The following is an 11,938-nucleotide window of genomic DNA, read 5'->3' as shown; positions in this document are numbered from 1 at the left end:
GGGTCGGTCCCGAGGGCGTCAGATCCCGATGCCGTGCGCACGCAGCCAGGTGAGCGGCGGCACCGGCGCCCCGTCGTGCGGGCGCACCTCGAAGTGCAGGTGGGCACCGGTCGTGTTGCCGGTCATGCCCACGCGGCCGATCACGTCGCCGGCCCGGACCGTCCCGCTGGTGCGCACGAACGAGTCCATGTGGGCGTACCAGGTGACGGTGCCGTCCTCGTGCTCGACGGCGATCTTGTTGCCGTAGGCGCCGTCGTACGCCGCGAAGATGATCCTGCCGTCGCCCACCGCGTGGATCGGCGTGCCGTAGGCGCAGGCGAAGTCCTGCCCGGTGTGCGAGCTGCTCCACAGGCCGTACTCACCGAAGCCGGCGGTGAGCCGGAAGCCGCTGACCGGGAGCACCCACTTGGGCCGCGCCTTCTCGGCGGCGATCCGGGCCTCCTTGGCCGCCTTGCGGGCGGCGCGGACGGCCTCGGCCTGGGCGCTGCGCAGCCGGCTGGCGCGCTCCTCCTGCTGCTTGGCGAGGGTGGTGCGGAGCTGGACCGCCGCGATGCTCGCGGTGGGGCCTTGGTCGTCGGCCGCCGCGGCGGCGGGGGTGGACGTAGAGGCCTGGCGGGCGTCGCCGATGGCGCCGGGCACGTTCATCCCGGAGACCGCGAAGGCCGCCAGGGTCGCTGCGGTGACGTACGCCGGGCCGCCGGTGTTCTTCGGGCGGCGGTGTCGTCCGCGAGAGCGGCGAGGTGGCACGGGGAGGAATCGCCTCGTCGTCGGGGGCAGGGGGACGGGGTGAAGCAGGGGCGACCATAACGAAGGGATTACGTGCCGGTACAACTGGGTACGTGTTCAGACCTTGTTCAACTACTGTGGGTGCACGGATCGGGACAACCCGTGCGAACCTGCACCGTCCGGGGCTTGCGCCCGGGCGGCCTGCCGACCGGCGGCACTCGCTATCGACGTGACGGCGGGCGTCACGGTCGCGCCGTGCGGATCAAGCTGCGCCAGCGTGAGCCCGATCTCGTGCACCGCCCGGCGGTCGATCGGCAGCGACATGTGGCCGACGCCGCGCAGCAGCAGGTTGCGCGCGTCGAGGTCGGGGTGCGACAGCCGCGCGTTGCGCTTGGGGACGATCATCTGGTCCAGGTCGCTCCACACCGCGAGCATGCGGGTGCGGCAGCCGGGCGCCGGGCCGGCCAGCTCCTCGACCAGGTCGCTGCCCGGGCAGAGCTGGCGGGCCAGGCGGTGCGGCACCAGCTGGGCGGCCCGGGTGCCCCCGTGCGGCGTCCCGAGCGTGACCAGCGTGTGCACCCGGGAGTCGCCGCCGAGGCGCTGCACGTAGTAGCGCGCGATCAGCCCGCCCATGCTGTGCCCGATCACGTGGATCCGCTCGAAGCCGGTCTGCTCGCAGAGCTGCTCGACCCGGGTCGAGAGCCCGGTGGCGGCCAGCCGCACGTCGCGGGTGAGCGGGCTGTAGTTCAGGGTGATGACCCGGTGGAAGCCGCGCCGGCGCAGCGACCGGCGGAGCAGCGTGAAGATCGACCGGTTGTCGACCATGCCGTGCACCAGCAGGATCGGCGTGCCGGCCGCCTCGACGTCGCCGACGACGAGCCCGCGCTGCACCGGTGACAGCCCGCCGAGGTCGCGGCGGGTGACGTCGCGGTGCCGGGCCCGCTCCGCGACGACGCCGAGCGGGTACATCGCGGCGTGGGCGGCGACCCAGCCCACCTCGAGCGCGGCGCCCCGAAGGCCGGTGGGCGAGAGCAGGCTCGCCGCGCCGCGCCGCAGCGCCACGAGGCGGGTCACCTGCTCGGTCACGCTGACGCCTCCACTGCCGTCGTATCGGCCGTTCCGCACGGAACCTTGCGGATCCTTGGCGAACCGTAGCCGTCCCCTGCCCCGTCCCGCGGGCACGACTCACAGCTCCAGCCGTCGGTTACCCTCTGCCGCGTGACCTCGAACGGACCCGTGCGCGTCGTGGTGGCCAAGCCCGGCCTCGACGGTCACGACCGCGGGGCCAAGGTCGTGGCCCGCGCGCTGCGCGACGCCGGGGTGGAGGTGGTCTACACCGGTCTGCACCAGACACCGGAGCAGATCGTCGAGACCGCCATCCAGGAGGACGCCGACGCGGTCGGCCTGTCGGTCCTGTCCGGTGCGCACATGACCCTCTTCGCCCGGGTGATCGAGCTGCTGGCCCAGCGCGACGCCTCGGACATCGTGGTGTTCGGCGGCGGGATCGTGCCCGACGCGGACCTGCCCGACCTGGAGCAGATGGGCGTGGCCAAGGTGTTCACCCCCGGCGCCACGACCGGCGAGATCGTCGACTGGGTGCGGGCCAACCTGCCGCGGGCCGGCGAGTCCACTCCCGCCTGACGCCGATTCGCCCGGTTCACCGGCCGCGCAGCGCTGCAGTTACGCTCGCGTACCGCACGAGCAGCCGACGTCCCAGCACAACCCGACCGATCGAGCACCGAGGCGGAGCACCGTGGACCTCTTCGAGTACCAGGCCCGAGACATGTTCGAGAAGCACGGCGTGCCCGTGCTCGGCGGGGCGGTGGCGGAGACCCCCGAGGACGCCCGGGCGGCCGCCGAGCGGCTGCTGCCGGAGGGCGGCGGCAAGGTCGTGGTCAAGGCACAGGTCAAGACCGGCGGCCGCGGCAAGGCCGGTGGCGTCAAGGTCGCCGACTCGGCCGACGACGCCGGGGCCAAGGCGCGGGACATCCTCGGCATGGACATCAAGGGCCACACCGTCCACCGCGTCATGATCGCTCCGGCCGCGGCGATCGCGGAGGAGTACTACTTCTCTGTCCTGCTCGACCGCGCGAACCGCACCTACCTGGCGATGGCCTCCCGCGAGGGCGGCGTGGAGATCGAGCAGCTCGCGGTCGAGCGCCCCGAGGCGCTCGCGCGCGTCCCGGTGGACGCTCTCGAGGGCATCGACGACGCCAAGGCGCGTGAGATCGCCGAGAAGGGCGGCTTCCCCGAGGAGGTCCGCGACCAGGTCGTCGACGCCGTACAGAAGCTCTGGGGCGTCTTCGTCGCCGAGGACGCGACCCTGGTCGAGGTGAACCCGCTCGTCAAGACCGCCGACGGCCGGATCGTCGCGCTCGACGGCAAGGTGACGCTGGACGGCAACGCGGACTTCCGGCAGGCCGACCACCCGGCCCTCGAGGACAAGTACACGGCCGACCCGCTCGAGGCGAAGGCCAAGGAGAAGGACCTCAACTACGTCAAGCTCGACGGCTCGGTCGGCATCATCGGCAACGGCGCCGGCCTGGTCATGTCGACCCTCGACGTCGTGGCCTACGCCGGCGAGAAGCACCAGGTCGACGGTCAGCCGGTGAAGCCGGCCAACTTCCTCGACATCGGTGGCGGCGCCTCGGCCGAGGTGATGGCGAACGGGCTCGAGATCATCCTCGGCGACCCGGACGTGAAGTCGGTCTTCGTCAACGTCTTCGGCGGCATCACGGCCTGCGACGCGGTGGCCAACGGCATCGTGCAGGCGTTCGGCCTGCTGTCCGAGCGCGGCGACGAGATCACCCACCCCCTGGTGGTGCGCCTCGACGGCAACAACGCCGACGAGGGCCGCCGCATCCTCACCGAGGCGAACCTGCCCCTGCTCGAGCAGGTGGACACGATGGACGGTGCCGCCGAGCGCGCGGCCGAGCTGGCTGCGGCCGGGAAGTAAGAGGACACCGACATGGCCATCTGGCTGACCGAGAGCTCGAAGATCATCGTCCAGGGCATGACCGGCTCCGAGGGCATGAAGCACACGACGCGGATGCTCGCGTCGGGCGCCCAGGTCGTCGGTGGCGTCAACCCGCGCAAGGCAGGCACGTCGGTCGACGTGTCGGGCACGTCGCTGCCGGTCTTCGCCGGCGTCGGCGAGGCGATGAAGGAGACCGGGGCCGACGTGTCGGTCGTGTTCGTGCCGCCGGCCTTCGCCAAAGCGGCGGTCGACGAGGCCGTCGACGCGCAGATCCCGCTGTGCGTGGTCATCACCGAGGGCATCCCGGTGCACGACTCGGCCGCCTTCTGGCAGCACGCGTCGAACTCCGGCGCGACCCGCATCATCGGCCCCAACTGCCCCGGCCTGATCAGCCCCGGGAAGTCCAACGCGGGCATCATCCCGGCCGACATCACCAGGGCCGGCCGGATCGGCCTGGTCAGCAAGTCCGGCACGCTGACCTACCAGATGATGTACGAGCTGCGGGACATCGGCTTCTCCACCTGCGTCGGAATCGGCGGCGACCCGGTCATCGGCACCACCCACATCGACTGCCTGCAGGCCTTCCAGGACGACCCCGGGACCGACGCCATCGTGATGATCGGCGAGATCGGCGGCGACGCCGAGGAGCGCGCCGCGGCCTACGTCAAGGACAACGTCAGCAAGCCGGTCGTCGGCTACGTCGCCGGCTTCACAGCTCCCGAGGGCAAGACGATGGGCCACGCCGGCGCGATCGTGTCCGGGTCGTCCGGCACAGCAGCCGCCAAGCAGGAGGCCCTCGAGGCGGTCGGCGTCAAGGTCGGCAGGACCCCGTCGGAGACCGCCCGCCTGATGCGCGAGCTGATGACCTCCGCCTGACGGCCCCAACTGTGCGAAGACACACCGCCCGGGCGGCGTGTCCGGTGTGTCAACGCACAGTCGATCGTGCGGGTCAGCCGACGGCGCGGTCGAGGGCGGCCGTGAGGGAGGCCTCGTCCCAGACCCAGCTGTCGTCGGCGCTGCTCACCTCGTCCACGGCACCGTTCCACTGCAGCACGACGACGACGTTGGCCTGACGGGCTACGTCGACCTCGACGTAGGACACCTCGCTGCCGGCCGGTGCGCTGGACCGCGAGAACTGGAAGCCGATGTCTCCGAAGGACTGCGCGGGTCGCTCGTCGACCGAGGAGTCCCCGGCCACCTGCTCGCTGCACGCGTCCAGGTCGGCGCGCAGCCCCCTCATGGCGGCCTCGGCGGCCGCGACGTCGGCGAAGCGCAGCACGTGCTGCGACGCGGTCGGCGCCAGCTCGGTGTAGAAGAACCGCTTCTCGGTCTGCGGCGCGCCGAGCTCCGAAGGGCTGGGCAGGCACTGGAGGAACGGCTGGTCGGCCGCTGTCTCGTCCGGGCTCACCTGCCATCCGGTGGCGCCGGCGAAGGTCGGGATGTCGGCGGCGTCGAGCAGCGGCTGGGCGGCGAGCGCGACGGGTGGCGCCACGGACTCGGTGACCTTGGCGGTGGCGGTGCCCTGGCCGGGCGGCCCCTGGACGGACTGGTCGGAGCCGCTGAGCGAGCCGGCGACGCCGAGGGCGCCGGCGACGAGCGCCGCGACCGCCAGGGTCGACCCGACGACCTGGTTGCGGGTCCGCTGCTCGCCGCGGCGGCGCACCGAGCCCGAGTCGGGCAGCGCGAGCCGGTCGGTGTCGGCGCGCAGGGCGGTGAGCGTGTCTGCGACGCGATCGGTCGCTCCGAAGTGGTCGGTCATGTCAGCTCACCTCCGCGAGCGTCGAGTCGGACAGGAGCTCGGCGAGCGCGGTCCGGCCACGCGCCAGGCGTGCCTTGACCGTGCCCTCCGGGGCGCCCGTCTCGTGGGCGACCTCGGCGACGGAGAGCCCGCCGAGGTGGTGCAGCACGATCGCCCGACGCTGCGCCTCCGGGATCTGGCGCAGCGCTGCGACGAGCGCGACGTTGTCGATGCTGGGCTCGGGGGTGTCCTCCGGCGGCCCGTGGCGCAGCATCGCTGCCACGCCGTTCTTCGCCTTCCGCCAGCGGCTGGCGGCCAGTCGCCACGCGACCGTCCGCACCCAGGCCTCCGGCTCGTCGTACGTCGACACGCTGGACCAGCGCTGCCACGCCCGGGCGTACGCCTCCTGCACCAGCTCCTGCGCGTCGGCGAGGTTGCCGGTCATGGCGTACATCTGGTGCAGCACCCGCCGGTTGGAGCCCTGGTAGAAGGCGTCGAACTCCGCAGCCCGCTCGCTCGGCTCCTCCGCGGACACCCGCTCCTCCTGCCGTCGTGGCGCCGGTCGGCCGGCTGGTGCTCGGCCGCTCCCCGCTGTCGATGTGCTTACACCAGTGATGACCCGCGACCGGCGTGATCGGTTGCACCAGGATCCTGGGCGTGTCCGGGCCGGTGCAGGGGCCGGGTCCGGCCACGATGGGTGGCGATGGCCGCACCCACCGACGTCCTCCGCCGGCCGCCCGGCCCGCGGGCGCCCCGGCGGCCGCCGGCCGGCCCCGGCCGGAGTGCTGCCCGGCCGCTCACCGCCCTCGGCATGACCGCCGCCCTGCAGTCCGCCGGTCTCGGGGTGCTGGCGGTCATGGTCACCGTCCTGGTGGGCTGGGCCACCGCCGCGGACAGCGACGCCAGCGCCACGGCCGCGGTCACCGGCGCGCTGCAAGCCTGGCTGGTCGGGCACCACGCCGAGGTGACCGTGCCCGGCGGCTCCTTCGGTCTCGCCCCGCTCGGCCTGACCCTGCTGCCGCTCCTGCTGCTGCACACGTCCACGCTGCGCGCCGGCCGCGCGGCAGGGGTCCGGAGCCGCCGCGCAGTGCTCGCCCTGACCGCCTCGGTCACCGCGACGTACGCCGTGCTGGTCACCGTGGTGGCCCTCCTTGCCCGCACCGACACCGTGCGGCCCCAGCCGGTCTCGGCCTTCGTGGGCGCCGCGCTGGTCGCCGGGCTGGCGTCCGGGACCGCCGCGGTCCGGGCGACCGGCCGCGCCGCGGTGCTGTGGCACCGGCTGCCCGAGCCGGCCCGGCGGCCCGTGCTCCCGGCGGCGGCCGCGTCGTTGGTGCTCGTCGCAGGCGGCGCCCTGCTCGCCGGCGGCAGCCTCGCCGTCCACCACGAGCAGGCCAGGGCCCTGACCGCGGGTCTGGACGGCGGTGCCGGCGGCACGATGCTGCTGCTGCTCGGCTGCCTCCTCTACGTCCCGACCGCGGCGGTCTGGGGGCTCGCCTTCTGCGTCGGGCCGGGCTTCGCGGTCGGCGCGGGCACGTCGGTCGGGGTCGCCGGGTCGACCCTCGGGGCCGTCCCCGCGCTGCCATTGCTGGCCGCCCTGCCGGCGGGCACCGGAAGTGCCTCGTGGTGGCTCGCGCTCGCCGTGCCGGTGGGCGCGGGCGTGGCCGCCGGGGTCGTCGCCGACCGTACGCCCGGGCGCCCGCCCGGCGACGCGGCCGCGTCGATCCCGTCGATCCCGTACGTGCGCACCCTGCTGCGGTCGACCGCCGAGACCGCGGGCCTGGTCGGGGGGCTGGTCGCCGGCGCCGTCGCCGGGCTCGCCTGGCTCTCGGCCGGCCCCGCCGGGCCGGATCGGCTGGCCACCACCGGCAGCGACTGGTGGGTGGTCGGCCCGGCTGCGGGTCTGGAGGTCGCAGCCGCCGCTGCCGTGACGCTTGCCGCCCTCGCCGGGCTGCGCCACCGGCGACGGCCGGACACCGACGCGTGAGGTCGCGCGGCTATCGTCGCCCGCGATGACCGGGACCGCGCCCACGGCCGAGCCGCGACGGGTCGTCGCCCTGGCCTCCGGCGGCGGGACGACCCTGCAGGCCCTGCTCGACGCGGCGGCCGACCCGGCCTACGGCGTCCGGGTCGTGGCGGTCGGCAGCGACCGCGAGGGCACGGGGGCGCTCGACCGGGCCCGGGCCGCCGGCGTCGCCACGTTCGTGCTGCCGGTCGGCGCCGACCGTGAGGGCTGGGACGCGCAGCTGGCGGAGGCCGTGGCCGGGCACGCGCCGGACCTCGTCGTCTCGGTGGGCTTCATGCGCCTCGTCGGCCGGCTCTTCCTGGACCGGTGGGCCGGCCGGATGGTCAACAGCCATCCGGCCCTGCTGCCGTCGTTCCCCGGCATGCACGCGGCACGCGACGCCCTCGCGTACGGCGTCAAGGTGACCGGGTGCACGCTGTTCGTCGTCGACGACGGCGTCGACACCGGGCCGATCGTCGACCAGCGGGTGGTGCCGGTCGAGGACGGCGACGACGAGGCGGCCCTGCACGACCGGATCAAGGCGGCCGAGCGCACGATGCTCGTCGACATGGTCGGCCGGATGCTCCGTGAGGGCTTCACGGTGAGAGGCAGGAAGGTGTCGATCCCTTGACCGAGCAGACAGCGCAGACCGAGCAGACCGGGCGGGACCGCTCACCGGTGCGCCGGGCCCTGGTCAGCGTCTACGACAAGACCGGGCTGGCCGAGCTCGCGACCGGGCTGCACGCGGCCGGCGTCGCGCTGGTGTCGACCGGGTCGACCGCGGCCCGCATCGCGGCGGCGGGTGTGCCGGTGACGCCCGTCGAGGCGGTCACCGGGTTCCCCGAGTGCCTGGACGGCCGGGTGAAGACGCTTCACCCCGCCGTGCACGCCGGCATCCTCGCCGACCGCCGTCTCGCCTCCCACCGCGACCAGCTGGCCGACCTCGGCGTCGAGGCCTTCGACCTGGTGGTCGTCAACCTCTACCCCTTCCGCGACACGGTGGCGTCGGGGGCCGACCCCGACGCGTGCGTCGAGCAGATCGACATCGGCGGCCCGGCGATGGTGCGCTCGGCGGCCAAGAACCACGCGTCGGTCGCCGTCGTCGTCGACCCCGCGCGCTACGTGGACGTGCTCGACGCGGTGGCCGTCGGCGGCTTCACCCTGCCGCAGCGACAGGCCCTCGCGGCGTCGGCCTTCGCCGTCACCGCGTTGTACGACACCGCCGTCGCCGAGTGGTTCCAGGCCGGGCTCGCGCCCGACCCGGAGGGCTGGCCGGCGCAGCGCGGCTCGGCACTGGTGCGCGAGGCGGTGCTCCGCTACGGCGAGAACCCGCACCAGCGGGCCGCGCTCTACCGCGACCCGTCCGCGCCGTCCGGGCTGGCCGGCGCGCGGCAGCTGCACGGCAAGGAGATGAGCTACAACAACTACGTCGACACCGACGCCGCCCTGCGGGCTGCCCACGACCACGACCGCCCCTGTGTCGCGATCGTCAAGCACACCAACCCGTGCGGCATCGCGGTCGCGGACCCCGGCGCCGACGACCCGGTGGCCGACGCGCACGCCCGGGCGCACGCGTGCGACCCGGTGTCGGCCTTCGGCGGGGTCATCGCCGTCAACCGGCCGGTCACCGTGGCGATGGCCGAGCAGGTCGCCGAGGTCTTCACCGAGGTGGTGGCCGCCCCGGCGTTCGAGCCGGGCGCCCTGGAGGTGCTCGCCCGCAAGAAGGCGGTGCGGGTGCTCGAGGTCCCCGGATACGCGACAGGAGCCCTCGAGACGAGGCCGGTGTCCGGCGGCCTGCTGGTGCAGACGGCGGACGCCGTGGCCGAGCCGGGCGACTCGCCGGCGGGCTGGACGCTGGCCGCGGGCGACCCGGCGGACGAGGCGACGCTGGCCGACCTGGCCTTCGCCTGGCGGGCCTGTCGGGCCGTGAAGTCCAACGCGATCCTGCTCGCCGCCGGCGGGGCGACGGTCGGCGTCGGCATGGGGCAGGTCAACCGGGTCGACTCGGCGCGGCTGGCGGTGTCCCGTGCCGGCGACCGCGCGTCGGGCGCGGTGGGCGCCTCCGACGCGTTCTTCCCGTTCGCCGACGGGCTGCAGGTGCTGGCCGACGCCGGGGTCCGTGCCGTCGTCCAGCCGGGTGGTTCGGTGCGCGACGAGGAGGTCGTCGCGGCCGCCGTAGCGGCAGGCCTGACCCTCTACCTGACCGGCGTGCGCCACTTCGCCCACTGATCCCGCCGTGACAGACTCGCCGCCCGTGGGAGCGACGACACTCGACGGCAAGGCCACGGCGGCCGAGATCCGCGCCGACCTCGAGCAGCGGGTCGGGCGGTTGCGCGAGCAGGGGGTGGTGCCCGGCCTCGGCACGGTGCTCGTGGGGGACGACCCGGGCAGCCGGTCCTACGTCGCCGGCAAGCACCGCGACTGCGCCGAGGTCGGCATCGCCTCCATCGAGCGCGTGCTGCCCGCCGACGCGTCCCAGGCCGACGTGGAGGCGGTCCTCGACGAGCTCAACGCCGACCCGGCCTGCACCGGCTACATCGTCCAGCTCCCGCTGCCGGCCGGACTCGACGCCGGCGCCGCGCTGACCCGGATGGACCCGGGCAAGGACGCCGACGGGCTGCACCCGGCCAACCTCGGCCGGCTGGTCCTCATGGAGGACGGCCCGCTGCCGTGCACCCCGCGTGGGATCGTGGCCCTGCTTCGCCGCTACGACGTACCGCTGGCCGGTGCCGAGGTCGTCGTCGTCGGCCGCGGGGTGACGGTGGGGCGCCCGCTCGGCCTGCTGCTGACCCGGCGCACCGAGAACGCCACGGTCACCCTCTGCCACACGGGCACCCGCGACCTGGCCGCCCACCTGCGCCGGGCCGACGTGGTGATCGCGGCGGCAGGGGTGCCCGGCCTGGTGACGGCGGACCTGGTGCGGCCCGGTGCCGCGGTGGTGGACGTCGGCATCACCCGCACCCAGGCCGGGCTGGTGGGCGATGTGGCGCCCGAGGTCCGCGACGTCGCGGGGTACGTCGCACCGATGCCCGGCGGGGTCGGCCCCATGACCCGGGCGATGCTGCTCCTCAACGTCGTCGAGAACGCGGAGCGCGCCCAGCACGCCGGAAGGCAGGCGGTCGCCCGGTGACGCTGCCCGCCTCGCCGACCGACGACCGGCCGCCGATCCGTGGCGGCTGGGTCGGCCGGCAGTGGCCGCTGCTCACCGTCCTCGGCGGCGGCGTGACCGGGCTGCTCCTGGTGGGCACCGGACACTTCCGCAGCGGCTGCCTGCTGCTCGGGACCTCCGTGCTGTTCGCGATGCTCGCCCGGCTCGTGCTGCCCGCCCGCCGGGTCGGCCTGCTGGTGGTGCGCAGCCGCGCGTTCGACGTCCTGGTGCTCGCGGTGATGGGCGTCGCGCTGGTCGTCCTGGCGATCGTGGTGCCGACACCCGGCTGACCGCCCGGCCGGCGCCAGTGGTGGGATAGCAACAGACCGCAGCCTGACCTAGGAGCGACCTGATGGCCCCCACTCCCGTCACCGTCACCGTCACCGGCGCCGCCGGGCAGATCGGCTACGCCCTGCTGTTCCGGGTGGCCTCGGGGCAGCTGCTCGGACCGGACGTGCCGGTGCGCCTGCGGCTGCTGGAGATCGCGCCCGCGCTCAAGGCCGCCGAAGGCACCGCGATGGAGCTCGACGACTGCGCGTTCCCGCTGCTCGACGGCATAGACATCACCGACGACGCGCGGGCCGCCTTCGACGGCGTCAACGTCGCGCTGCTCGTCGGGGCGCGTCCGCGCACGGCCGGGATGGAGCGGGGCGACCTGCTCGAGGCCAACGGCGGCATCTTCAAGCCGCAGGGCGAGGCGATCAACGCGGGCGCTGCCGACGACGTGCGGGTCCTGGTCGTCGGCAACCCGGCCAACACCAACGCGCTGATCGCCGCGTCGCACGCGCCGGACGTGCCCAAGGACCGCTTCACCGCGATGACCCGCCTCGACCACAACCGGGCGCTGACCCAGCTGGCCAAGAAGACCGGAACGCCGGTCGCCGACATCCGCCGGCTGACCATCTGGGGCAACCACTCGGCGACGCAGTACCCCGACATCTTCCACGCCGAGGTGGCCGGCAAGAACGCGGCAGAAGTCGTCGACGACCGCACGTGGCTGGAGAACGACTTCATCCCGACCGTCGCGAAGCGCGGCGCCGCCATCATCGACGCGCGCGGCGCGTCGTCCGCCGCGTCCGCAGCCAACGCGGCCATCGACCACGTCCACGACTGGGTCAACGGGACGCCCGAGGGCGACTGGACCAGCGCGGCGATCGTGAGCGACGGGTCGTACGACGTCCCGGCGGGCCTGATCTCGTCCTTCCCGGTGGTGTCCCGCGACGGTCGCTGGGAGATCGTGCCCGGCCTGGAGATCGACGACTTCTCGCGGGCGCGCATCGACGCGTCGGTCGCGGAGCTCGAGGAGGAGCGCGCCGCCGTGTCCTCCCTCGGCCTGGTCTGACCCGC

The 11,938-nt window shown here is 74.3% G+C and carries 13 protein-coding genes; 9 read left to right on the top strand and 4 right to left on the bottom strand.

The genetic code is table 11. From position 1 onward, the window contains the following. Positions 1 to 18 precede the first annotated feature (18 nt). Both VK640_01540 and VK640_01535 read right to left on the bottom strand, forming a co-directional pair. A complete protein-coding gene (locus VK640_01540) occupies positions 19 to 747 on the bottom strand; it encodes a M23 family metallopeptidase (protein ID HTE71869.1) in 729 nt (242 codons plus the stop codon). A gap of 111 nt (positions 748 to 858) precedes the next feature. Further along, positions 859 to 1,812 (bottom strand): alpha/beta fold hydrolase, encoded by a 954-nt coding sequence (locus VK640_01535; GenBank protein HTE71868.1) that lies wholly within the window; start codon positions 1,810 to 1,812, stop codon positions 859 to 861. A 132-nt stretch (positions 1,813 to 1,944) separates the two neighbouring features. On the opposite strand from VK640_01535, the gene VK640_01530 reads away from it, so the two are divergent. From VK640_01530 to sucD, 3 genes are all read left to right on the top strand, one after another. After that, positions 1,945 to 2,367 carry a cobalamin B12-binding domain-containing protein gene (locus tag VK640_01530; protein HTE71867.1) on the top strand — a complete coding sequence of 141 codons (423 nt, stop codon included), beginning with the start codon at positions 1,945 to 1,947 and terminating at the stop codon, positions 2,365 to 2,367. A 112-nt stretch (positions 2,368 to 2,479) separates the two neighbouring features. After that, entirely contained in the window at positions 2,480 to 3,682 is a 1,203-nt protein-coding gene (gene sucC, locus VK640_01525; GenBank protein HTE71866.1) for an ADP-forming succinate--CoA ligase subunit beta, read from the top strand. 12 nt (positions 3,683 to 3,694) lie between these two features. Further along, positions 3,695 to 4,579, top strand: coding sequence for a succinate--CoA ligase subunit alpha (sucD, locus tag VK640_01520; GenBank protein HTE71865.1), 885 nt, complete (start codon positions 3,695 to 3,697; stop codon positions 4,577 to 4,579). Between the two features lie 73 nt (positions 4,580 to 4,652). Here sucD and VK640_01515 read toward each other — a convergent pair whose 3' ends face one another. Both VK640_01515 and VK640_01510 read right to left on the bottom strand, forming a co-directional pair. Next, the gene (locus VK640_01515) at positions 4,653 to 5,462 is read right to left on the bottom strand and encodes a hypothetical protein (GenBank protein ID HTE71864.1); all 810 of its coding nucleotides are present in this window, start codon (positions 5,460 to 5,462) and stop codon (positions 4,653 to 4,655) included. A 1-nt stretch (position 5,463) separates the two neighbouring features. Further along, on the bottom strand, positions 5,464 to 5,976 hold the full coding sequence (locus VK640_01510; GenBank protein HTE71863.1) for a SigE family RNA polymerase sigma factor: 513 nt from the start codon (positions 5,974 to 5,976) through the stop codon (positions 5,464 to 5,466). Positions 5,977 to 6,144: 168 nt separating this feature from the next. Here VK640_01510 and VK640_01505 point away from each other — a divergent pair, with 168 nt between their 5' ends. The 6 genes from VK640_01505 to VK640_01480 all read left to right on the top strand — a co-directional run bounded on the left by VK640_01505 (position 6,145) and on the right by VK640_01480 (position 11,933). After that, complete coding sequence (locus VK640_01505; GenBank protein HTE71862.1) at positions 6,145 to 7,425, top strand: DUF6350 family protein; 1,281 nt, start codon at positions 6,145 to 6,147, stop codon at positions 7,423 to 7,425. Positions 7,426 to 7,450: 25 nt separating this feature from the next. Then, the gene (gene purN, locus VK640_01500; protein ID HTE71861.1) at positions 7,451 to 8,074 is read left to right on the top strand and encodes a phosphoribosylglycinamide formyltransferase; all 624 of its coding nucleotides are present in this window, start codon (positions 7,451 to 7,453) and stop codon (positions 8,072 to 8,074) included. Continuing rightward, complete coding sequence (gene purH / locus VK640_01495) at positions 8,071 to 9,672, top strand: bifunctional phosphoribosylaminoimidazolecarboxamide formyltransferase/IMP cyclohydrolase (GenBank protein ID HTE71860.1); 1,602 nt, start codon at positions 8,071 to 8,073, stop codon at positions 9,670 to 9,672. The genes purN and purH overlap by 4 nt, the downstream gene beginning before the upstream one ends. Before the next feature lie 25 nt (positions 9,673 to 9,697). Continuing rightward, the gene (locus VK640_01490) at positions 9,698 to 10,573 is read left to right on the top strand and encodes a bifunctional methylenetetrahydrofolate dehydrogenase/methenyltetrahydrofolate cyclohydrolase (GenBank protein HTE71859.1); all 876 of its coding nucleotides are present in this window, start codon (positions 9,698 to 9,700) and stop codon (positions 10,571 to 10,573) included. Beyond that, positions 10,570 to 10,881, top strand: a complete 312-nt coding sequence (locus VK640_01485; protein HTE71858.1) for a DUF3017 domain-containing protein — start codon at positions 10,570 to 10,572, stop codon at positions 10,879 to 10,881. Before VK640_01490 ends, VK640_01485 begins: the two co-directional genes overlap by 4 nt. A 62-nt stretch (positions 10,882 to 10,943) precedes the next feature. Then, a complete protein-coding gene (locus VK640_01480) occupies positions 10,944 to 11,933 on the top strand; it encodes a malate dehydrogenase (protein ID HTE71857.1) in 990 nt (329 codons plus the stop codon). Positions 11,934 to 11,938 lie beyond the last annotated feature (5 nt).

The organism is Actinomycetes bacterium, assembly GCA_035489715.1.
Classification (GTDB): domain Bacteria; phylum Actinomycetota; class Actinomycetes; order JACCUZ01; family JACCUZ01; genus DATHAP01.
The sequence above is the reverse complement of the archived record's forward strand: the minus strand, read 5'-3'. Positions and strand labels throughout refer to the sequence as shown.

Bases quoted from the DNA above. Each gene is read 5' to 3' on its own strand.
- sucD (HTE71865.1), top strand. From the start codon at position 3,695: ATGGCCATCTGGCTGACCGAGAGCTCGAAGATCATCGTCCAGGGCATG.
- VK640_01515 (HTE71864.1), bottom strand. From the start codon at position 5,462: ATGACCGACCACTTCGGAGCGACCGATCGCGTCGCAGACACGCTCACC.
- VK640_01505 (HTE71862.1), top strand. From the start codon at position 6,145: ATGGCCGCACCCACCGACGTCCTCCGCCGGCCGCCCGGCCCGCGGGCG.
- purN (HTE71861.1), top strand. From the start codon at position 7,451: ATGACCGGGACCGCGCCCACGGCCGAGCCGCGACGGGTCGTCGCCCTG.
- VK640_01480 (HTE71857.1), top strand. From the start codon at position 10,944: ATGGCCCCCACTCCCGTCACCGTCACCGTCACCGGCGCCGCCGGGCAG.